General features: G+C 59.6%; 13 protein-coding genes. 11 read left to right on the forward strand and 2 right to left on the reverse strand.

What is annotated here, in order from left to right; all coding sequences use genetic code 11:
* Nucleotides 1-36: 36 nt before the first annotated feature.
* The 11 genes from OHL21_RS10110 (at nt 37) to manD (ending at nt 18,313) form a co-directional block, all read left to right on the forward strand.
* Nucleotides 37-288 carry a hypothetical protein gene (locus OHL21_RS10110; protein WP_263417145.1) on the forward strand — a complete coding sequence of 84 codons (252 nt, stop codon included), beginning with the start codon at nt 37-39 and terminating at the stop codon, nt 286-288.
* Entirely contained in the window at nt 236-2,029 is a 1,794-nt protein-coding gene (locus OHL21_RS10115; RefSeq protein ID WP_263417146.1) for a NirA family protein, read from the forward strand. The genes OHL21_RS10110 and OHL21_RS10115 overlap by 53 nt, the downstream gene beginning before the upstream one ends.
* Complete coding sequence (locus OHL21_RS10120) at nt 2,026-3,804, forward strand: diflavin oxidoreductase (RefSeq protein WP_263417147.1); 1,779 nt, start codon at nt 2,026-2,028, stop codon at nt 3,802-3,804. Before OHL21_RS10115 ends, OHL21_RS10120 begins: the two co-directional genes overlap by 4 nt.
* Nucleotides 3,805-3,839: 35 nt before the next feature.
* Complete coding sequence (locus tag OHL21_RS10125) at nt 3,840-5,435, forward strand: DmsC/YnfH family molybdoenzyme membrane anchor subunit (RefSeq protein WP_263417148.1); 1,596 nt, start codon at nt 3,840-3,842, stop codon at nt 5,433-5,435.
* Complete coding sequence (locus tag OHL21_RS10130; RefSeq protein WP_263417149.1) at nt 5,432-7,669, forward strand: molybdopterin oxidoreductase family protein; 2,238 nt, start codon at nt 5,432-5,434, stop codon at nt 7,667-7,669. The genes OHL21_RS10125 and OHL21_RS10130 overlap by 4 nt, the downstream gene beginning before the upstream one ends.
* Nucleotides 7,670-7,809: 140 nt before the next feature.
* Nucleotides 7,810-9,069, forward strand: a complete 1,260-nt coding sequence (locus tag OHL21_RS10135; protein ID WP_263417150.1) for an MFS transporter — start codon at nt 7,810-7,812, stop codon at nt 9,067-9,069.
* Nucleotides 9,070-9,175: 106 nt separating this feature from the next.
* Nucleotides 9,176-10,648 (forward strand): alginate export family protein, encoded by a 1,473-nt coding sequence (locus OHL21_RS10140; protein WP_263417151.1) that lies wholly within the window; start codon nt 9,176-9,178, stop codon nt 10,646-10,648.
* 326 nt (nt 10,649-10,974) lie between these two features.
* Complete coding sequence (locus tag OHL21_RS10145; RefSeq protein WP_263417152.1) at nt 10,975-13,647, forward strand: glycoside hydrolase family 3 C-terminal domain-containing protein; 2,673 nt, start codon at nt 10,975-10,977, stop codon at nt 13,645-13,647.
* 26 nt (nt 13,648-13,673) lie between these two features.
* Nucleotides 13,674-16,277 carry an alpha-glucuronidase family glycosyl hydrolase gene (locus OHL21_RS10150; protein WP_263417153.1) on the forward strand — a complete coding sequence of 868 codons (2,604 nt, stop codon included), beginning with the start codon at nt 13,674-13,676 and terminating at the stop codon, nt 16,275-16,277.
* Between the two features lie 39 nt (nt 16,278-16,316).
* Nucleotides 16,317-17,075: an SDR family NAD(P)-dependent oxidoreductase gene (locus OHL21_RS10155; protein WP_263417154.1), complete on the forward strand. Its 759-nt coding sequence runs from the start codon at nt 16,317-16,319 to the stop codon at nt 17,073-17,075.
* Nucleotides 17,076-17,104: 29 nt separating this feature from the next.
* On the forward strand, nt 17,105-18,313 hold the full coding sequence (manD, locus tag OHL21_RS10160; RefSeq protein ID WP_263417155.1) for a D-mannonate dehydratase ManD: 1,209 nt from the start codon (nt 17,105-17,107) through the stop codon (nt 18,311-18,313).
* A gap of 239 nt (nt 18,314-18,552) precedes the next feature.
* Here manD and OHL21_RS10165 read toward each other — a convergent pair whose 3' ends face one another.
* Complete coding sequence (locus tag OHL21_RS10165; protein ID WP_263417156.1) at nt 18,553-20,955, reverse strand: glycoside hydrolase family 31 protein; 2,403 nt, start codon at nt 20,953-20,955, stop codon at nt 18,553-18,555.
* Nucleotides 20,956-21,081: 126 nt separating this feature from the next.
* Complete coding sequence (locus OHL21_RS10170) at nt 21,082-23,256, reverse strand: winged helix-turn-helix domain-containing protein (RefSeq protein WP_263417157.1); 2,175 nt, start codon at nt 23,254-23,256, stop codon at nt 21,082-21,084.
* Nucleotides 23,257-23,406 lie beyond the last annotated feature (150 nt).

Consider the following 23,406-nt stretch of genomic DNA (forward strand, 5'->3'; position numbering starts at 1 on the left):
CCTTCGGCTATGGCAGCCTGAAGGTGTTGTCTGAAGGTGCGGCCCCTTGATGCGTCCGCCTTCGCCAAGTCTGAGCATTTCAAGTTTAGTAAGCTGCTCCGCGACGAGCCTGAGTTCACCGCCGATGTGTGCGTGTGGGATTGCTGCGTTCGTTCCGGAGTTTTTCGCATTGCCGCACAGGTGATTCAGGCCGTCGTACATCATCCACCGATTGTTTTGCCGCGTGAGGATGTTTATGTCGACGATGCCACACAATTTCGTCTCGCCGCAGTCGGGCTTCTCCGATGAGCAGGCACAGTATCTCCGTGGTTTCTTTGCGGGTGTGCAGCAGCGCCCGTTTGTTGGGCACTCGGCATCCGGTCAGATCACTTCGCAGCCTTCGGCCGGTACCGCTAACCTTGCTGCGTCCGCAAAGGAAGAGACCTTCTTCGGCACGCCGGTCTCCGAGCTTTGCGCTGAAGAGGTCTGGAAGTACGAGCGCAATCCGCTGGATCTGTGGGATGAACTGCTGCAGACTGCGGCTTCCAATGAGGCCCCTGACGCAGAGCGTCGCTATCGTTTCAAGTTCCACGGTCTGTTTCATGTGGCCCCGGCGCAGGACTCCTTCATGCTGCGGATGCGCGTTCCTGGTGGCGTGATGACCTCCGCGCAGATACGCGGTGTCGCTACGATTGCTGAAAAGTTCGGCAACAGCCGCATCGATCTCACGACCCGCGCCAATATCCAGCTCCGCGAGTTTGCGCCGAAGGATATCGTCAACGTGCTGAACAGCGTTCGCAAGCTCGGGATGAGCTCGATGGGTTCCGGCGCGGATAACATTCGCAACATCACCGCATCGCCCATCTCCGGCTACGATCCGCAGGAGCTGATCGACGTACAGCCCTACGCCGACGCACTGCAGAACTACATCACCAACTCGCGGGATATGTTCGGCTTGCCGCGCAAGTTCAATATCGCCTTCGACAACGGCGGCGCCATCAGCGCACTTGCTGACACGAACGATATCGGCTTTGTAGCCGTCTCCGTTGGTGAAGGGAAGAGCGTGCCGGCGGGCGTCTATTTCCGTGTTCTGCTTTGCGGTATTACAGGACATAAGCAGTTCGCTTCGGACTGTGGTTTGCTGCTGAGACCTGACCAGCTTGTTGCTGTGGCCGCGGCGATGGTCCGCGTCTTTGCGGAGAACGGCGATCGCACCGACCGCAAGAAGGCCCGCCTGAAGTATCTTGTCGACCGCTGGGGCGTCGAGAAGTTCCTGGAAGAGACGGAAAAGAAGCTTGCGTTTCCCATCCTGCGCGTCGATGCCTCCGAGTGCGAAGCCCGCGGTCCGATCAATCGCGCCGGACACCTTGGCGTGCACGCGCAGTCGCAGCCCGGCTTCTCCTATATCGGCGTCTGTGTTCCTGTGGGTTGGCTGCCTATCGCGCAGGCTCGCGTTATTGCTGATGTTGCCGAGCGCTTCGGCAGCGGTGAGCTCCGTCTGACAGTCTGGCAGAACCTGCTGATTCCGAATATTCCCGAAGACCGTGTTGCTGAAGCGTGCCGTGTCCTGCATCAGGCGGGACTCGAGACTGCGGCCGGTCGTGTGCAGAGCGGTACGGTAGCCTGCACCGGCAATCGCGGTTGTAAGTTCGCCGCCGCCGATACCAAGGGCCACGCATTGGAGATTGCGCGTTCGCTGGACAGCATGTTTGTGATCCATCAGCCGGTCAACCTGCACGTGACTGGCTGCCCGCACTCCTGCGCGCAGCACTACATCGGCGATATCGGCCTGATGGGCGTAAAGGTTGGCGGTGAAGAAGGCTACCAGGTCAATCTTGGCGGCGGAGCAGACAACGACCAGGCCATGGCGCGCCAGCTCTTCCCGGCAATGAAGTACAGCGAGGTTCTGCCTGCCCTGCAGGCGATCTTCAAGGTCTACACCACACAGTGTGTGGAAGGTGAGAGCTTCCTCGCCTTCGCCAACAGGCACAGTGTTGAGGAGTTACGCAGTATGTGTACCAGCGATGCCCCTGTGGAGGTGATGGCGTGAGCGCGCAGCCCGTCCCTTTTATTCCGCACGATGCTCCCTTCAACGCCGACCAGCGTGCGTGGCTCAATGGGTTTCTTGCGGGTCTCTACTCCAGCGCTCCTGCGCCAGAGATTTCGTCCGCGGCGGCGACGGCTTCGGAGAATGTGGCTGTGTACTTCGCCACGCAGAGCGGAACGGCTGAGCGCTTGGCGAAGAAGTTCGCCAAGGAGTTGAAGACCGCCGGCCACAATGCGACAGTTACGTCACTCACGGATGTAACGCCATCTCATCTTGCAGAGCAGAGCAATGCCGTCTTTTTCGTCAGCACCTACGGCGACGGTGAGGCTCCGGATCATGCCAAGGCATTTCGCGATGCGCTGATGGGAGCGGATTCTCTGACTTTGACGTCACTGCGGTACTCCGTATTCGGTCTCGGAGACAAGACGTACGAGCAGTTCTGCCGCTTCGGCGTGGAACTGGACGATCGTCTGGCGGAACTCGGGGCGTTGCGCATCACGCCGCGCGTCGAGAGCGATGTTGATGTGGATGAACCCTTCGCTGCCTGGAAAGGTACATGCGTTACACAGATCGGCACGAAGTCGAACGGTACGAATGGGACGAAGCACGCTGAGGTAGCGGCACCCGTTGCTGCGGCTCAGCCGGCGAAGCAATCACTGTATTCGCGTGAGAATCCGCTGCATGCCGCCGTGGTCGAGCGCCGCGCGCTGACCTCGAACATTTCGAGCAAGCTGACCATCCATCTGGGTCTGCAACTGAATGAAGATCTGCCGTATCAGGCGGGCGATGCGTGCGGTGTTCTGGCGCAGAATGATCCCGCTCTGGTGGACGAGACGCTGTCGCTGCTTCCGTTTGGCGCGGACACGATGGTGGAGGTTCCCAAGGCAGGCCCCTGTAGCATGCGTGAGGCTCTGCTGCATCACTATCAGCACACACGTTTGAGCCGCAAGATGGTGCAGGCGTTTGCGGAGAAGACAAAGTGCAAGACTCTGTCGGCCCTGCTGCCGGCGGAACAGGCTGCTCACCTGGACACGTTCCTGTATGACCGCGGCCTGATCGATCTGCTGCATGAGTATCCTGGCGCAATTGAGACACCGGAAGAGCTGCTTGCGATGCTGCCGCGTCTGGCGCCCCGGCTCTACTCCATCTCATCGAGCCCGGCGAAGCACGGCCTGGAACTTCACTGCACTATCGGCGTGGTGCGCTATCGCTCGCATAACCGTGAGCGTGGCGGCGTCGCATCCACCATGCTTGCCGAGCGGGTCAACGTGGGCGAGACGGTGCCGGTCTATATCCAGCCGAACAAGAAGTTCCGGCTTCCCGTCGATGGCAATACTCCCATCATCATGATTGGTCCGGGTACGGGGATTGCTCCTTTCCGCGGGTTCCTGCATGAGCGCGAAGCGCTTGGGCAGAAGGGCCGCAACTGGCTCTTCTTCGGCGAGCGCAGCGCACAGACTGACTATCTCTACAGGGAAGAGCTGCGCTCCATGTCGGAGAGTGGCCATCTTACGCGGCTCGATACCGCCTTCTCCCGCGATCAGGCGCACAAAATCTACGTGCAGGATCGCATGATCGAGCACGGCGCGACCTTCTGGCAGTGGCTGCAGGAAGATGCCCGCGTCTATGTCTGCGGCGACGCTGCGCGCATGGCTAAAGATGTGGACTCGGCGCTGCATACGCTGATCGAGAAGCACGGCGGTATGAGCACCGAAGCTGCCCGCGAATACGTTACGCAGATGCATGACGACGGCCGGTATCACCGCGACGTCTACTAAGGCCGTACGAAGCAAGGAACGAGGAGCAAACGAACGTGGCATTGCCGCTTCAGGAACGAGCGATGGAGACCGACAGCGCTGAGCTGGTGCGCCTCACCCTGGTTGAGGGTGGAGCTGCGCCCTCGCTGGTCAATGCGCTGATCCCATCGCGGCCGCTCGAGGCCGGAGAGCAGTATCGCTTCCACTTCGATATGACGAAGTGTATCGGCTGCCGTTCCTGCGAGATTGCCTGCAATGAGCAGAACGGCAACCCTGCTGATATCAAATGGCGTCGTGTTGGCGAACTCGAAGGCGGCATCTATCCCAACGTGATGCGCACCTACCTCTCGATGGGATGCAATCACTGCCTCAGCGCCGATTGCCTGCGTGGATGTCCCGTCGATGCCTACAGCAAAGATCCGATTACGGGGATCGTGCTGCACTCTGCCGAAGCCTGCATCGGTTGCCAGTACTGTGTGTGGAACTGCCCCTATAGCGTTCCGCAGTTCAATCCGGAGCGCGGTGTGGTGGGCAAGTGCGATATGTGCCGCGATCGTCTGCTCGACAACCGCGAGCCTGCATGTGTCAATGCATGTCCGGAGAACGCGATCCAGATTGAGATCGTGAACAAGAACGAGTGGACGGCAGACCACTCCCTCGCCGATTCGCCGGGTATGCCTCCTTCCGGTCAGACCGTTTCCACCACGCGCATCACTCTGCCTGCGAAGAACTCCGTCACCTGGCTCGACCGTGTCGACACCGGTTCCATTGCGCTTGAGCATGCGCATCCTTCTCTTGTTGTGATGACCTCTGCGATGCAGGCAGCCTTTGGTCTGCTTTGCGGCCTGTTGCTCGATCGCGATCTCAGCGCTGTGAGCCTGTCGCTGTTGCTGCTTGTTACCGTCATTGCGATCAACATCTCCATCTTCCATCTTGGACGGCCTGCCTATGCCTGGCGTGCCCTGAAGATGTGGAAGCGTTCGTGGCTGAGCCGTGAGGTTCTCTGCTTCACACTCTTCCTGGTCACGCTGACCGTATCCACCGGCGTTGCATGGGCATCGCTGCTGCGCCCTGCGCTGGAGCGCGCGGTGACTCCGCTGGCGATTCTCGCAGTCATGATCGGGCTTGCAGGCACGCTTGCCAGCGCCCGTATCTATCTGGTGAAGGCGCGTCCGGCCTGGAACATGATGCACACGCCGCTCGACTTCGTGCTCTCGGCTTTCCTGATGGCGGGGCCAGTGATGGCGGTGATGCAGGCTCCTGCGGTCTGGCTGGCAACGCGGCTGCAGGCAGTTGGGCTGACGGTAGCTCTCCCTCACGTCGCGCCGCATCCCCGTGCTGTAGCCCTGGCTGCCGTACTTTGGATCGCGAACCAGATCACACGCATCGTCCGGCTTCGCGGTTCAGCGATCTTTGAGCGCCACGCCAGTTACAACCATCTGCGTGGAGAGCAACTCTGGTGGAAGGTGGCTCTCTCCTGGATCTGCGCCATCCAGGCGGTACTCTTCCTTCTGGCGCCTATGCCCTGGCTTTCGCTCGCCGCGGCCTCTGCCGCTGTTCTTCTCAACCGCTATCTCTTCTTCGTCTCCGTTGTTCCGCTCAGTATGGGATTGACCTTCAGCAATGGGTCTCATGGAAGGGCGGCAGTATGAAGAAGCGGGTGACACAATACGCCAATGCCGTCGCCGAAGACCGCTCCAGAATGCAGCCGCTCACATTCCTCCAGCGGATGCAGCGCTGGTTGGGCTTCGATACCGCGCGTACACAGTACCGCTATGGCAAAGATGCGCGCTTCGGTTACATCTCTGAGTCGCGCATCGCGGATACCTGGACGAAGACGACCTGCGGCTACTGCTCGGTTGGCTGCGGCATGCTGGTGGGCACGCGTAACGGCCGTCCTGTCGCCGCGCGTGGAAACCCTGATCATCCCGTCAATCTCGGCAAGCTCTGCCCCAAGGGACTCAGCGAGCACCTGATGATCGAGGCTGCCGGCCGCGCTACGACGCCGATGTTGCGCCGCGGCGGCCGTGGAACTCCGCTCGAGCCGGTCTCCTGGAAGGAAGCCATCGAAGTGATGGTGACGCGCATCGGTTCGATCCAGGAGCGTTTCGGCAATGACTCGCTGGGCGTAATCAGCACCGGTCAGTTGGTGACGGAAGAGTTTTATACCCTCGGCAAACTGGTGCAGCTTGGTTTCCGCAGCCGCAATTATGACGGCAACACCACGTTGTGCATGGCCAGCGCGGTTTCAGGCTACAAGCTGAGCTTCGGCTCCGACGGACCCCCGGGGGCCTATGCCGACATGGAGATGGCGGATGTTGTGCTGTTGATTGGGGCGAATATTGCGGACAATCATCCCATCCTGTGCAATCGCCTGCGCAAGAAGCCGGGGCAGATGCTGGTTGTTGTGGATCCGCGTGTCACCAAGACCGCGATGATGGCCGATCTTCACCTGCCGGTTAAGCCGCGTTCTGACATCGCACTGATCAATGGCATTGCGCATATCCTGCTGCGCGATGGCCTTGTTGATCGCGAATATATCCTCGAGCACGTTGAGGGGCTGGAGGAGTTCGTCAGCTTTGTCGCCGACTACACGCCGGAGGCGGTCAGCGCGACCACAGGACTTACGGTCGAGACCATCGAGAAGGTGGCGCGCCTCTACGGAGAGGCGAAGTCGGCGTTCATCGGCTGGACGATGGGTGTGAATCACTCCACCCAGGGTGCACATACCGTCGCGGCGATCAATAACCTCGCAATGATTACAGGCAACATCGGCCGGACGGGTGGCGCTCCGTTCTCCATCACCGGTCAGTGCAATGCGATGGGGTCGCGTGAGACCAGCTTCACCTCGGCCTTGCCTGGCTATCGGAAGTTCGATAATGCGGAAGATCGCAAGGCGCTCGCTCAGCTCTGGAAGATCGAGGAAGAAGAGCTGCCCACGGCACGCGGCCTTGCGTACCCGGATATCGTCGAAGCTGCCGTCAAGGGGCAGGTCAAGGCAATCTGGATCATTGCGACGAATCCCGTGGTCTCATTCCCGAATTTGAATCTGCTGAGGCAGGCCTTTGAGACGACGGAGTTCATCGTCGTGCAGGACGGTTTCTATCCCACGCCAACGATGGACTATGCCGATCTGGTTCTTCCCGCGGCCATCTGGGGTGAGAAGGAAGGGACGTATACCAATTCCGAGCGTCGTGTCAGCAAGGTGAATGCCTTTGCCACGCCTCCGGGGGAAGCCCGTCCTGACTTCGATATCTTCCTCGCGCTGGCCGAGCGTCTGGGCGTGAAGGACAGGCTCTTTCCGGGATGGCGCAGCACGCATGATGCCTGGCTCGAGTGGCAGAAGGTCTCCGCGGGCCGCATGTGCGATTACAGCGGATTTACCTGGCAGCAGCTCGAAGAGGAAGGCGGCAGGCAGTGGGGCGGGGAACGGCTCTACGGCGATGGCCAGTTCCCTCGCGAGAATGGCCGCGCTCTGCTGCACTGTGTTCCGTGTCTCCCGTTTGTGGAGCAGCCGAACACAGAGTTCGATTTGATCTTGAACACCGGACGCACCGTTGAGCACTGGCACACGCGCACCAAGACCGGCGCTGTCGCCATGCTTGACGCCATGTCTCCCAATGCATGGCTTGAGATGAATCCGGCCGATGCTTCGCGGCTCTCGCTGCGCCAGCATGATCGTGTCACGGTGCGCTCCAGGCGTGCCTCCGTTCGCGACGTTGAGTTGCGTATCACCGGGATTGTCGCTCCCGGACAGGTCTTCATGCCGTTCCATTTTGCTGAGCAGAACTCAAACCTCGTGACGCTGGGTGCCTTTGACCCAATCAGTCGCGAGCCTAACTTCAAGCAGTGCGCTGTGTGTGTCGAGCGTTCCGCTCTGAAATAGCACTGTTCTGTAAGACTTTCTCGCGCCCATGGCCGCCGCGAGTGTTGTACCGAGCCGAACCTGGAAGTTCGCTCCTGCCGTAGCAGTACTTCGTGCCGCAGTTATATTTCGACATTTCAGATCTCAGGGAGCCTTTCAAAATGGCCAACGTAAAGCACTTTCTAAAATCCGGTCATCCAGCGACGCTTTTCGCATCGTTCCTCTACTTCGACTTCACCTTTGCTGTGTGGGTGCTGAACGGAGCGATGGGACCTTTCATCACCGAGCAGTTCCACCTCTCGCCGGCGCAGGTCGGCCTGATGGTCTCGCTGCCCACCATGGCAGGTGCTCTCATGCGCTTTCCGCTCGGCGTGCTGAGCCAGTACATCGGCCGTAAGAGCGCGGCGATCGTCGAGATGAGCTGCATCATCGTAGCGCTTCTCTATGGCTACTTCTTCGTGCACTCGTTCTCCAACGTGCTGGCAATGGGCGTTCTGCTGGGCACCGCCGGAGCAAGCTTCGGCGTAGCTCTCTCACTCGGCGCCGGCTGGTTCCCCAAACAGTACAAGGGACTGGCGATGGGAATCGCCGGAGCCGGGAACAGCGGTACGGCCGTCGCAGCCTTCTTCGCGCCGCGCCTGGCGAAGGCGTTCGGATGGTCGCACGTCTATGGCTTTGCAGCGCTGTTCATGCTGCTTCCGTTGATCGTGATGATCGTCTTCGCCAAGGAGCCGCCTGACGCCGAACATCAGACGCTGCGCCAGCACCTCAAGTGCCTGGTGGAGCGCGATGGCTGGTACTTCAACCTTATCTACATCATCACTTTCGGCGGATTCCTCGGTCTCGCGACCTTTCTGCCCTCGCTCTTCGTCGCGCAGTTCCACATTCCAAAGACGCAGGCCGGAACGCTCACCATGTGTGCCACGCTGCTTGGCAGCATGACCCGTGTTGTCGGTGGATGGTTTGCTGACCGTGTCGGCGGCGTCACAACGCTGAGTGTCGTCTTCCTGGTCGCCATTGCCGGCATCTTCGGCCTGGTGACTTCACCGTCCCTGGTAGTGACCACGGTGCTCTTCATGCTCTGCTTCGCCGCGCTTGGTGCAGGCAATGGCGCGACCTTCCAGCTTGTTCCGCTGCGCTGGCCGATTGCAACCGCGGTTGCCGGCAGCATGGTGGGTGAGATCGGCGCGCTGGGTGGCTCCATTCTGCCGAACGTGCTTGGGCAGTCCAAACAGCACACGGGATCATTCGCAGCAGGCTTCGCGGCCTACGCCGTCTTCGCGCTGCTGGTGCTGGTGATGCTGCGCATCGTTTCACGGAAGTGGACGCGTACCTGGGTCGGAGAAGGCGGCAGAGCCCTTGCTCATACCGCGATCGACCCCATGGATACGGAGAGCCAGGAGGAAGCGCTCGCCGTGTAACGGCTCGCGTTTTCCCACACTGTCGTCCGCTTGTTTTTTCCCCGTCGCGTCTACCTGCTCTGACAGCGACTACACCCGTGGTGTGTCTTAAAAAGGAGATTCTTTCGTGAAATCCGCTCTCTTCGCCCTTATTTCGGTGGCATCTGTTGCGGCTTCGTTTGCGCAGGCCCCGCCCGCTCCTCCATCGTCTGCTGTAAATGTCACCGCTATTCTGCGTGAGCGCAGCAACGTGACGCAGTGGTTTGCTGCGACGCCAACCTCGGAACGTTATGCCCACCAGGACTCATTGCTCCGGCTCGGCATAACGCAGCGCATTCGCCAGTGGGACTATCAGCTCGAGATCGGTCAAAGCGCTGAGCTTGCGCTGCCGACCGATGCGGTTTCACCGGTTGCCGCGCAAGGCCAGCTAGGTCTTGGCGGCACCTACTATGCCGCGAACAGCAACAATAGCAATCCCGCGGCTGCTTCTTTTCGTCAGGGGTTCCTGCGCTACCACTTCAAGAATGAGCCGGATACCTTGCGCGTAGGCCGCTTCGAATTCTTTGACGGTCAGGAGATCGTTCCGAAGAACAATACGTTGCTTTGGATACAGACCAACCGTGTCGGCCATCGACTTATCGGCAATTTCGGTTTCTCGAATGGACAGCGTTCCTTCGACGGCATTGAAGGCAAGCTTGGCGGCAAGAGCTGGAATCTGACGGCGATGGGCGGCCGCGCGACGCAGGGCGTCTTCAACATGAACGCCAACCCTGAATTGAACGTCGATGTGCAGTACCTGGCTTACACGCATGTGCTGGCAAAACAGCGCGTCATCGTTCGCGGCTTTGCTCTCGGCTATCACGACGGCCGTACCGGTCTGACCAAGACGGATAACCGCAGTGCTGCTGCGCGCGCGCTCGATCACAAGAACATTCGCATCGGCACCTTCGGCGGCAATCTATTGGCTGCTGTGCCGGCAGGGCGCACGACGGTCGACTTCCTCCTCTGGGGTGCGGGGCAGGTTGGCTCCTGGGGACTGCAGGATCATTCGGCAGGAGCGATTGCGGTGGAAGGCGGTCTGCGCTTCGATAAGGTCAAGACCACACCCTGGGTTCGCGGCGGCTATCTACGCTCGACCGGCGATAACAATGCGACCGACGGGACGCACAACACCTTCTTTCAGGTGTTGCCGACACCGCGTATCTATGCGCGCTTCCCGTTCTACAACTCGATGAACTCGACCGACTCCTTCGTTCAGCTTATCGATAAGCCCAGCAAACGGGTCGATCTGCGTTCCGATCTTCACTTCCTCAAGCTCACCTCGGCCTCCGATTTCTGGTACCAGGGTGGCGGAGCCTTCGATAACAAGGTCTTTGGTTATACCGGACGACCGGCAAACAACCACAACAGCTTCAGTTCGCTGTATGACATCAGCGCCGACATTACGTTGACCAAGCAGTTTTCGCTGGGAACTTACTACGCGCATGCCTTCGGAAAGTCAGTCGTCAGTGCGATTTACCCGACGGAGGGCGGAGCGAACTACGGCTACCTGGAGTTGAACTATCGTTTGCAGAAGGTCCTGGGCGGCCACAGCCACTAGGGCATATAGGCGTACTCTCGTTGCCCCATTCTTTGTGACTCGTAGCTCCCGGCCAGTTTCGCCGGCTCGGCTGAGAACGCAAAGAGTGGGGCGCCGCTTTTAAGCGGTTTCTTTGGGGTATAGAGCTTGATCTTTGCGAGGACCTAGATGCATTCCTGATGCTGTCTGGTGTTTTACCCGTGTCTTGGTGACGCATGCATTTGCAGAGCCGCCGAAGAAGCTGCAGCGACTGTAAGCAGCGGGAACAGTTGCTCAGGTATCTTTGATGACATCGTGGAGTGCATTCGAATCCGCGGGCTGCAATCGTTTTCGAAAGGTCTTCTGTCATGCGCTTGACTCACGTTCTCACTCTGTTCGCCGGTATGCTGCCTGCTGCCGTCCTTGCGCAGGCGAAATTTCCTTATCAGGACACCCCCCTCACACCGGAACAGCGAGCGCACGATCTGGTTTCGCGGCTGACTCTGGAAGAGAAGGCGGCCCAGAGCGTCAACACCGCGCCTGCCATTCCGCGTCTGGGCGTGCCCGCCTATGACTATTGGAACGAAGGGCTTCACGGTATCGCTCGGTCTGGTCATGCGACGTTGTTTCCGCAGGCCATCGGCATGGCTGCGACCTGGGATGCGCCGCTGCTGCAGCAGATCGGCGATGTTGTCTCCACCGAAGCCCGCGCCAAGTACAACGACGCCGTCCGCAAAGGCATTCACAGCATCTACTTCGGTCTGACCATCTGGTCGCCGAATATCAATATCTTCCGTGACCCGCGCTGGGGTCGTGGACAGGAGACCTACGGAGAAGATCCGTACCTGACCGGAAGCCTGGGCCTGTCGTTCGTTCGTGGTCTGCAGGGGCCTGATCCGCAACATCCGCGTGCCATTGCCACGCCAAAGCACTTCGCCGTGCATAGCGGACCGGAGAATACGCGCCACAGCGCCAACATCGATCCTTCGGCACACGATCTTTGGGAGACCTATCTGCCGCAGTTCCGCCGCACCATCGTCGAAGGCCAGGCCGGATCGATCATGTGCGCCTACAACGCCATCTATGGCAAGCCCGCATGCGCCAGTGATCTGCTATTGAAGGACATTCTGCGCGATGCCTGGAAGTTCAAGGGCTTCGTCACCTCCGACTGTGGCGCCATCGATGACTTCTACCAGAAGACAGCACATCGCTACTCACCGGATAAGGAGCACGCTTCGGCGGCAGGCATCCTTGCCGGTACGGATACCAACTGCGGTCGGACCTACCAGGTGCTTCCGGCCTCGGTTCGGGCGGGACTGCTGAAGGAGAGCGATCTCGATACGACGTTGGAGCGTCTGTTTACTGCGCGCATGCGGCTCGGTCTCTTCGATCCTCCGTCGAACTCGCCCTATGCGCAGATTCCGTATAGTCAGGATCGCGCACCAGCACATCTGGCGCTTTCGGAGCGTGCCGCGAAAGAGTCCATGGTGCTGCTCAAGAACGACGGCATTCTGCCGTTGCAGCCGGCGAAGTATAAGAAGGTTGCAGTTATCGGTCCGAATGCGGCGTCCCTTGCCGCGCTCGAGGGTAACTACAACGCCGTCCCGAAGGATCCGGAGATGCCGGTCGATAGCCTGCGTAAGGCGCTTCGCGGCGCACAGGTCGTCTACGCCGAGGGCGCTCCCTATGCGGATGGGGCGCCGCTGCCGGTTCCGTCCACCATGTTCCGCACAGCGGCGACTGGTGGCCGCAATGGCCTGAAGGCCGAGTACTTCAACGGTATTGAGGGAGATATCTTCGCAGCCAAGCCCGCTGCCGTGCGGCAGGACTCGCAAATCGATTTCGACTGGAACTCCGCTGCTCCTGTTGATGCGGTCAAGCAGGAGTTCTTCGGCGTTCGCTGGACTGGATATATTGCCGCTCCGCGGGCCGGCGACTTCGAGTTCAATATGCGGCTGGCGCACTGCTACCCGTGCGGCGATGAAGAGCGTTACCGCGTGACCGTCGATGGCCGCGAGGTGGCAACCTTCTCGACGCCTGCGAAGGATTTCCGTGAGAGCACGACGCCGCGCTTCCACATCCGTTTCGAAGATACGAAGCCACATGCGATCGAGGTGACCTATGTGCATCGCGCTTCGCTCTTTGGCGGAGGTCTGACGATGGAGTGGGTGCCACCGGTTGGTTTGTTGCAACAGGAGGCAGCAGAGGCAGCGCGTGATGCGGACCTGGTGATTGCGATGATTGGTCTCTCGCCGGAGCTTGAAGGCGAAGAGATGAAGATCAAGGTGGAAGGCTTCGATGGCGGCGACCGCACCGACGTCAAGCTTCCCGCAAGTCAGCAGCAGATGCTGGAGGCGGTGGCGCAATCGGGGAAGCCGATGGTGGTCGTGCTGATGAATGGCTCCGCGGTTGCCGCGCCCTGGGCGCAGGAGCACGCGAATGCGATTCTTGAGGCATGGTATCCCGGTGAGTTCGGCGGCAAGGCCATTGCCGATACTTTGCTTGGTGTCTACAACCCTGGGGGACGTCTTCCGGTGACCTTCTATCGGTCGATCAGCGATCTGCCTGCCTTCGACGACTATTCGATGAAGAACCGCACCTACCGGTACTTCCAGGGCACGCCGCTCTATGGCTTTGGATACGGTCTCAGCTATACGACCTTTACGTACTCCGGAGCGAAGACAGCGACCAATGACTTGCACGCCGGCGAGCCTTTGAAGGTCGAGGTTACGGTCACGAACAGCGGCAAACGAGCCGGAGAAGAGGTGGCTCAGCTTTATCTACTTCCGCCGGCTTCGGGGAACGGTGGCCTCTCACCGAAGCTGCAACTTGAGGGCTTCCAGCGGATTGCGCTCAAACCAGGAGAGAGCCGCAAGCTTACTTACGAGCTTACTGCGCGCGATCTTTCGCAAGTCGATGCAGAAGGAAATCGTGCGGTTCTCCCGGGTGAGTACTCTGTCGCCATCGGTGGATCGCAGCCGGGTCCGCAATCGCAGACGGTGAGTTTCCGTATCAGCGGAAGCTACCCCGTTCCCCGGTAGCCCCGAAAGACACGAAAAGAGAATCGATGATTTTGAAAAAGCACCATCTCCAGCCTGTTTCACTCTTCGCAAGCCTGATTGCGCTCTCGTCATTGCAAGGAGCGCTTGCCGAAGATGGCTCCGCTGCCTGGCTGCGCTATGCTGCGGTAGCAACGGCACAGTATCGGGCTGTCCCGACGCGGATTGTTCCTTCCTCGGATTCGCCGATAGAACGCGCAGCCGCCGAAGAGCTGCAGCGTGGTCTCAACAGCATGCTTGGTATTCATACGGAGATCGCCGCGCAAAGTGAATCGACACGGCGCGGCGCGGCAATCCGCCTGGTGCTGACACCAAGTGCGAACCCGGAAGTACTGGACAGCTACACCATCGATACTTCTTCGACCGGCATCCGCATTGCCGCGAACACGCCACAGGCAGAGCTCTATGGTGTCTTTCATCTGTTGGAGCTGATCGGCGCGGAACAGCCCCTGCCGAAGCACGAGGAACAGACTGCCGCAGCCGGCATCCGCTGGACCGATGAATGGGACAACCTGAACGGCACTATCGAACGGGGTTACGCCGGGCCATCGATCTTTTTCGAGAATGGCCATGTTCGTCAGGACTTGAGCCGTGCCGGTGAATATGCCCGCCTGCTTGCTTCGATTGGCATCAACGGTTGCAACGTGAATAACGTGAATGCCGATCTCGATCTGCTGACGCCAGCTCACATCCGCGAGTTCGCGCGTCTGGCCGAGGCCTTCCGCCCCTGGGGTGTCAGACTCGCATTGAGCGTTGATCTTACCTCGCCACAGACCGTGGGCGGTATGTCGACCTTCGATCCTCTCGATCCATCCGTGGCGGCGTGGTGGAAAGAGAAGGTCGATGAGATCTACCGCGTCATCCCTGATTTTGGCGGCTTCACGGTCAAAGCAGATTCGGAAGGGCGTAAGGGGCCATCGCAGTATGGACGTTCGCCTGCCGATGCAGCCAATGTACTGGCGCGTGCGCTGGCGCCGCATCACGGTGTGGTGCTCTATCGCGGATTTGTTTACAACAATCATCTCGACTGGAATGACCACAAGGCTGACCGTGCACGCGCCGGCGTGGATAACTTCGCGCGTTACGACGGTACGTTTGAAGACAACGTCATCATCCAGATCAAGGAAGGCCCCATCGACTTTCAGGCGCGCGAGCCTGTCAGTCCCCTCTTTGCAGCGCTACGCCGTACCAACGTCGCCATCGAACTTCAAACCGCACAGGAATACACGGGCCAGCAGCGGCACATGGTCTGGCTGCCGAGCATGTGGCACTGGGTGCTGGATACCGACTTGCATGCCGAAAATCGCAGTACGCCGGTCAAGCAGATCGTAACCGGTCACAGCTTCCCGCTTGAGAATGGAAAACCGCGCCGCAGCGGCTTCGTCTCCGTCACCAATGTCGGTATGGAGGCGAACTGGCTGCATCACCCCATGGCGATGGCCAACCTGTACGGCTTCGGCAAGCTGGCATGGAATCCTGATCAGCCGCTCGCACAGATCATTGATCGCTGGACCCGTCTGACCTGGGGGAACCGGCCTGAAGTTGTGAAGCTCATCGCCACGCTGCAGCTTGAAAGCTGGCAGGTCTATGAGGGCTATACCGGTCCTCATGGCATGGGAACGCTCACCAATATCCTTGGCTATCACTTTGGCCCGGGGATTGAGTCAGCGGAGCGCAACGGATGGGGCCAGTGGTTCCGAGGGGAGAAGGATGGTATCGGGATGGACCGCACTGCCAATGGCACCGGCTATATCCAACAATATCCGCCACAACTCGCGGCGAAGTATGAGTCGCTTGCCAGTTGTCCGGAAGACCTGCTGCTCTTCTTCCATCATGTTCCTTACGACTACAAGCTGCGTAGTGGGAAGACGCTGGTGCAGGATATCTACGATACGCATTACGTCGCTGCGGCGCAGGCTGGAACGTACGTCACTCGCTGGCAGGAGCTTCATGGCATGGTCGATGATGAGCGTTACGAGCAGGTACTGCGTCTCTTCGGCTTCCAGGCAGGGCACGCTATTGTGTGGCGCGATGCCATCAACAACTGGTTCCAGCGTATCTCGCAGATTCCTGATGCACAGGGCAGAGTTGGCCACGAGCCAGGACGTATTGAGGCCGAGGCCATCATTGCGTCTGGATATGAGTCCATGGACGTCACTCCGTGGGAGACCGCATCTGGTGGCAAAGCGGTAGTTTGCCACAGGCCTGAGGGCTGCATGCTCGCATATACCTTTCCGCAGAGCTCAGGCACGTATGACATCGCGGTGCAGTACTTCGATATCTGGCGTGGTGTCTCTCGATATGAGCTGCGCCGCAATGGGGAGGTCGTTGCTACATGGCAGGCAGACGACACACTGCCTCCGGCACAGTTTGACGCGAATCCTGACGGTCAGACCTCGACGAGATTTACCGTGAACGGGATCACACTGCAGCAAGGCGACAAGTTGGAGCTGCATGCGGCTCCCGATCTGCGTTCAGAGCTCCAACCGGGCGCGCCTCATAAAGCAGCTCCCGGAGAGCTGGAGTCGCAGTCCCGTGTTCCGCGCGACTATCGCGAATATGCGCCGGTGGATTACATCGAAGTTACTCCCTCGGTGCGCAAGGTGAAGTAGTTTGGCTATGATCAAAGTCCTGGAATCGAAAGAACAATCATGACTCTCTCTGGAATGACCGCCGTCGTCGTCGGCGGAACCTCGGGCATCGGCAAGGCGCTTGCGCTGGGGCTTGCACGTCACGGAGCCAATGTCGTCGCCACTTCGCGCTCGCAGCAGTCCGTCAACGAAATTGCGCGTGAGCTGCAGGCTCTCGGAACCAGGCATCTTGCGATTGCCAGCGATGTCGCCAGCCGCGCGTCTCTGGAAGCGCTTCGCGATGCTGTGCTCGCAGAGTTCGGTTCTATGGAGATTCTGGTGAACTCTGCCGGTATGACCAAGCGCATCCCCACGCTGGAGGTTGACGACGAACTCTGGAATCAGATTCTCGATGTGAACCTGACCGGAACGCTGCGCGCCTGCCAGGTCTTTGGAAAGGTCATGCTGGAGCAGCGGTTTGGCCGCATCATCAACATCGCATCTCTCGCCAGCTTCGCCGCATTCCTCGAGGTTGCGCCTTACGGAGCAAGCAAGGCTGCTGTGGCGGCGCTCACGCAATCGCTGGCGGTGGAGTGGTCGCGCCATGGGGTCACGGTCAATGCCATTGCCCCTGGCATCTTTCCCACGGCGCTCAATCGCAAGATCATCGACAGCCCACGCGGACAGGAGTTGCTGATGCGCACACCCATGGCGCGCTTCGGCGAAGCAGAAGAGCTGGTCTCGACCGCAGTCTATCTGGCAGCGCGCGAAACGACATTTACCACCGGACAGATCATTGCGGTCGACGGCGGTTTCCTGGCAAGCGGTGTCAATCAGTAGCCCGGCGGCGACGACTCTGGAGAAGGTTTATGAAGATTGAATCGGCAAAGCTTATCATCTGCTCCCCGGACCGCAACTTCGTCACGCTGAAGATTGTGACGGATGAGGGCATCTACGGTCTTGGTGATGCGACCCTGAATGGCCGCGAGCTTGCGGTCGCCTCGTATCTGACCGAGCATGTCCTTCCGTGTCTGATCGGGCGCGATCCTTTCCAGATCGAGGATATCTGGCAGTATCTCTATCGCGGAGCCTACTGGCGCCGCGGTCCAGTGACGATGAGTGCGATTGCTGCAGTCGATATGGCGCTGTGGGATATCAAGGGTAAGGCTCTGAATACTCCGGTCTATAACCTGCTGGGTGGAAAGAGCAGGGAAGGTGTGCTGGTTTATACACACGCCAATGGATCCGACATCGCTGAGGCTGTTGACTCTGTGCAGCGCCATGCTGCCGAAGGCTATCTCGCGGTACGCGCGCAGTCTGGCGTGCCGGGTGTTGCCTCCAGCTACGGTGTGCCGAAGTCGGGCAAGCCGTATGAGCCGGCGGAGCGTGGTCTTCCCAGTGAGAGCCTGTGGTCGACGGAGAAGTATCTGAACTTCGTGCCGAAGTTGTTCGATGCTGTCCGCAAGGCATGCGGAGAAGATCTGCATCTACTGCATGATGTTCATCATCGCCTCACGCCGATCGAGGCAGCACGTCTGGGCAAAGCGCTTGAGCCGTATCATCTCTTCTGGATGGAAGATCCGACTCCGGCTGAAAATCAGGAGGCCTTCCGTCTTATCCGCGAACATACCGTGACGCCCATCGCTACCGGCGAGGTCTTCAACTCCTTCTGGGATGCGCATGACCTGATTCGCAACCAGTGGATCGACTATCTGCGCATGACCATCGTTCATGGCGGCGGTATCACGGCGCTGAAGAAGGCTGCCGACTTCGCGGCGGTGTATCAGGTGCGCACTGGCTTCCATGGAGCAACGGATCTATCCCCGGTCACCATGGCAGCGGCACTGCACTTCGGTTTGGCGATTCATAACTTCGGCATCCAGGAGCACATGCCGCATACGAAGCTTATGGATGAGGTCTTTCCTCATGCTTATAGCTTCAATGCCGGTTATATGTATCCCGGCGATGCTCCGGGGCTCGGTGTGGAGATTGATGAGGCGTTGGCGGCGAAGTATCCGTATCAGCGGGCGTATCTTCCGATTGCGCGGAAGTTGGATGGAACGTTGACGGATTGGTAGTGGCGAGATCGGAAGATGGTTGGTGGGAGCCGTGGGCTTCAGCTCACGGTTTACGAAGTCAGAAAATAGATTGGGCTTTAGCTCTGGGCCGTATTACAAAAGCAAAGGCCCAGGGCTAAAGCCCATCTACTTTTACATTTTTATCAGCGGGCTGGAAGCCCGCTGCTCCCACCCGGTCGAGCTTCGCTCGAATACCCAGGTCCCCGTGGGACCTGGGGCACACGGTGTTGTGACTCCCGCTACTGCACGATCACGTCCATGCTGCGGCCGGTGTCTTCTACGGTACGTGTTTTTGCCGGCGTTGTGCCGTCGATGACTTCAATGCGGATCTCGTGCCACCAGGGGCGGAAGTCTCCTTCGTGCGCGCCGATGTGGACGCGCACCCGTCCGTTGCTCTGCTGCTCACAAGTGAAGCTCATGCGCAGGAAGTGTCCATTGCGATAGGCGAAGCTTGTGCCATCATCCTGGTAGATTGCGCCGCCGCACTGCTCGCCGGGATAGACGCGCAGCGTCAGCGCCCCCTGCGGTTTCTCTTCGGTGCTCTGGGTGAGCGGAGCCAGTGGAAGAATCGATCCTTCGCGCACGTAAACCGGAAGCTCTTCCAGCTTCGGTGTGATCATGATCGGTTTTACTGCTATGGCCGCATCGCGGATCTCCAGGTCGCGCGCTGCTGTCTTGGTGCGGCGGTCGAGCTTCTCGCCGGTCCAGTAGTCGTACCAGATGCCTGCGGGCAGATGCAGTTCATAGGGAGCAACTTCCTCCGGAGAAGGTGATGGAGCGATCAGAAGATTTGCGCCGAACATGTACTCTCCGCCGCCTGCGTCCAGGTCCATCGGATGTCCATCTGTGGTCGCGTGAGGGAATTCGAGGAAGAGCGGACGCATGATGGGCATGCCATCACGCGAGGTCTCCTCTGCTGCCGTGTAGAGATAGGGCAGCAGGCGATATCGCTCTTCGATGTAGCGGCGACGAATCGCCTCATGCTGTGGTCCGTCAGCCCATGGCTCGTGATCGCGCGTGCCTTTGGCGGCGTGGTCGCGGTCGATTGGTTGAAAGGCTGCGAGTTGCAGCCAACGAGTCAGCAGATCGGGCGAGGGAGAACCGGCAAAGCCGCCCACATCGGCTCCACTCATGGAGAATCCGCTGAGCCCCAGGTTCAGCAGTTGTGGAACAGTCTGACGCAGATGATTCCAGGTGGAGCTGTTGTCTCCGGTCCAGGTCGCAGCGTAGCGCTGCCCTCCGGCGTAGCTCGCGCGTGTCAGCACGAATGGCCTCTGGTTGGGCTGCAGCTTCAGTAAGCCTTCATAGGTCGCTCGCGAGTTCTCAAGGCCATAGATGTTGTGGATCTCCAGATGCGCCGCGGTGCGTTTTTGAAAGCCAGGTTCGTCGATGCGATGCTGCACATCGTCGGGCATTGTCTTTGTCGGATAAGTGAAGACCGCGGGCTCATTCATATCGTTCCAGAAGCCGGCGACCTTCTGAGAGGTGAACTCCTTGTACAACCCGCCCCACCACTCGCGTGTGGCCTTTTGCGTGAACTCCGGAAAGACCGAAGGTCCGGGCCACACCGGGCCAACATACGTTGAGCCATCCGGATTCTTTACGAAGTGGTCGCCGGCGGTCCCACTGTCATAGGGCGCATATCCTTCGTTCGGCGCCTTGGCGATGTGCAGGTCGGTGATGACCACCAGGTGAAATTGCTTACGCGCCAGCTCGCTGACCATGGCGCTAAAGTTTGGGAACTTGATCTGGTCTACGGTGAAGGGCCGGTTCTTCTGCTGGAAATCGATATCCAGGTAGACGGCATCGGCGGGAATGTGATCAGCGCGGAGGCGATCGGCGACCTCCATCAGCCGCGACTCCGGTTCGTAGCTGTAGCGCGACTGCTGGAAACCCAGGCTCCACAGCGGAGGCAGCGGTGTGGGACCGGTCAGCCAGGCATAGGTCTCCACCACCTTCTTCGGATCGGGACCATAGATCAGGTAATAGTCGATCGGCCCATTGGATGCACCGAAGGAGTATGTATCCGGCATCTCGCGGCCGAAGTCGAAGAAGCTTCTCCAGGTGTTATCGAAGAGGACGCCTAAGGCAATGCCCGACTGGAAGCTGATGAAGAAGGGAATGCTCTTGTAGATGGGATCGGTCGACTCCTGCCAGCCGAAGTTGTCTGTGTTCCACATGGTGAAGGCCTGGCCGGCGCGGTCCAGGGGGCCGGGTTTGTCTCCCAGGCCGAAGAAGTGCTCAGTGGGCCACTTCCGTTTGTAGATGCGGAAGCGGTCTCCCTGCCATTGCACCGGCTCGATGTCCTGCTGCAGGAGATGCCCTGCGCGATCGGTCACGGCCAGCCGCAGTTTGTCACCGACGGTCACCTCGAGAGCTGCGGTTTCGAAGCCGCCTACCGTGGGAGTGACGTTGACCTGTGCTGTCCGCGCCTCGGGCAACACAGCCCACGAGGCATCCTCGGGTGCGTGCCCGCTTCGCCACATCCGCACTCGCAGGACATCGTCGCGTAGTGCGGTGACGCGCAGCGTACTGTCCCCGGCGGTGAACTCTCCTCCGTTCGGCAGAGGTTTACTCTGCGCTGGTTGGGAGAGGGCTGGCAGGCAGGAGAGAAACAGGACAACCAGGGACAGGAGACGCATGCGCATGTTGGCAAGGAGACGGAAATCTCACACCTTGCCGCAATGCTTCGCGGGCCAACTCTCCTTCATTTTTGTTTCATCTGCTAAGTCCAATGAAGTCAGTAGGAAGCGCGGCGAAATGAACGGCTATTTCCCGTCCAGATCCAGCATGTACAGGTTCCCGGTCGCCGTGCGGGCACGTACCAAGGGGACATTGTCTGGGGTGATGCCGGAGAAGAAGTAGTCTGCGATGTCGCCGGTACGGAAGCTGGTCAGGCTGGCTACTTCTTCCAGTTTTCCGTCTGGGATGGAGACCCGGTAGATCGGCTGGGTATTGGCCATAAAGGCGTGCAGGTAGATCGCCCGGCTGTCTGCCGACCACACAGGGTCCGCCACGGAGGTGGTGGCGAGCGTCTTCCAGGTCTTCGCGGCTACGTCATAGAGCACCAGTCTGCGCTGATCCAGGCTGATGGCAGCGATGTAGCGGCCATCGGGAGACCAGCGTGGACTGAAGTAGCCGTCAGAGTTCGGAATCGCCTCGGTCTTATGTGTTTCCAGGTTCAGCAACTGCAGATTGCGGGGAGTGCTCTCCATGCCCATCAGGTCGGTGACCCGCCCGAAGACCAGGGTCTTGCCATCGGCCGACCACGAGGGATCGCCGGCGTTGCGATTCTCCTGCAGCAGGGCGATAGGGCTGCCGCCGTCTGCCTGAATCGCATAGAGCTGCCACGCCTTTCCGGGCTGGCGAGCCATCAGTGCGAGCTGCTGGCCATCGAGCGACCACTGGGCGAGGAAGACCTGCATCGACTCGGGCGTGAGCTGGATCTTTTCGGATCCATCTACGCGTGCCCTCCATAGCCTCCCTTGTGGGTCGGTCCAGGCAACCCATTGTGCGTCTCGCGAGTAAGTGACCCGGCTTGCATTAGCGAGGAAGGCTCGCTCCGGCAGAAACTCCTTGTGCGCGGCGTCGAAGCGTTGCAGCTCTGACCGGGAATCAAGGCCCAGGAAGAAGATGCGGTGTCCGCTGCGGGCGGCGACCGGAGCCTGGAAATCCAGTGGACCGTTTGTGATTTTTGTCGGCGCCGAGCCTCCATTGTCCTGCCACAGGTCGGTATTGCCGTCGTGCGAAGACTGGAAGATGTAGTACTTGCCGTCCGGCGTCCAGGTGCCGCAGCATTCGTTCGCAGGTTTCGACCAGTTAGCCAGCAGAGGCTTGGGTTTGCGTGACTTGGAATCTATCTCCCAGAGAGACTGAGTATGGGCGATAGGGTCCAGGATGGTGAACCGAAGCACCTTGCCATCGGGAGACCAGCGAAGCCAGAACGCCCGCCCGAACGGAAGCGTCGCGAACGGGGTCGAGGCGCCATCCTGTAGATGAGTGATGAAGAGTTGTGATCCGGCGGCGTACAGAATGCCGGAGCCATCCGGCATCCAGGTCGCATCGTGGGCATTGATATTAGCTACCCGCAGCGCCGATCCGCCGCCGGTCGGAACCACCCATAACGGTTGTTCGGATTCAGGAGACAAATGGCTGCGCAGCAATAATTTGGAGCCATCCGGTGAGAGGTCGCCGAGCGACGGAGCGGCGATCTCGCTGGGTACCGGCAACGGCATGGTGTCGCCGGTATTCACGAAGACCTGTGACAGAATTGTGCGTCCGTTTTCGATCTGCCCGGTGAAGATGCGCACGCCATCGGTGACGGCCGAGGGAAAGCTTTCCATCGCTGGAGCCCCGGGGGAGATGCGGCCGTGATGGGTTAACTGGGTGATGCGGTCGGGCTCGTGCCGTCCATGGGACTGGCCAAGATAGAAGCCCACGCCCGCGGCTGCCAGAACAGCCATCAATCCGACGCCGGAGAGGACGAAGCGAATGGTGCGTAGAGAGAAGACTCGTTTGCCAACGCTCTCCGCAGGTGCAGGAGATGCCTGTTCTTCAGAAAGAGCGGTTGCCGGCGCTGACGGAGCCTGCGCCACGGCTTGGACAGGATAGGTAACCGGGGCGATGAACCGGTAGCCGCGGCGAGCGAGGGTCTCTACAAACCTTGGATTGTCAGCGGAGTCGCTCAGGGCTTCGCGGATTTTATTAATAGCTGTGCCCAGCGAATGATCGAAGTCGACGATTGTGTCTTTGCCCCACAGCCGCTGCTGCAACTCTTCCCGGGACACAACCTCACCCGGGCGCTCGAGCAAGATGCTGAGCACTTTGAAGGGCTGACTCTGGATTTTGATTCGGTGGCCAGCCTTCCAGAGCTCGCCCGATTGCAGATCGGCCTCATAGAGCCCGAAGGATACCCGGGATGGGCTCTGGACCGTGGGTGACATCTTACTTAACCTCGCGCCAATGACTGTATCACCGATGTGAAACGGACGCGGTGCGAACCCCGGCAGTGGTTGATTGCATCCATACAAGCAGCTCAGAAATAAAGAGTTATCTGGTGAAGAAGAATTGAACGAAAAAAGGCGGGGTGTGGA

Origin of the sequence: Terriglobus albidus, from assembly GCF_025685425.1 — a bacterium.
Lineage (GTDB): Bacteria > Acidobacteriota > Terriglobia > Terriglobales > Acidobacteriaceae > Terriglobus > Terriglobus albidus.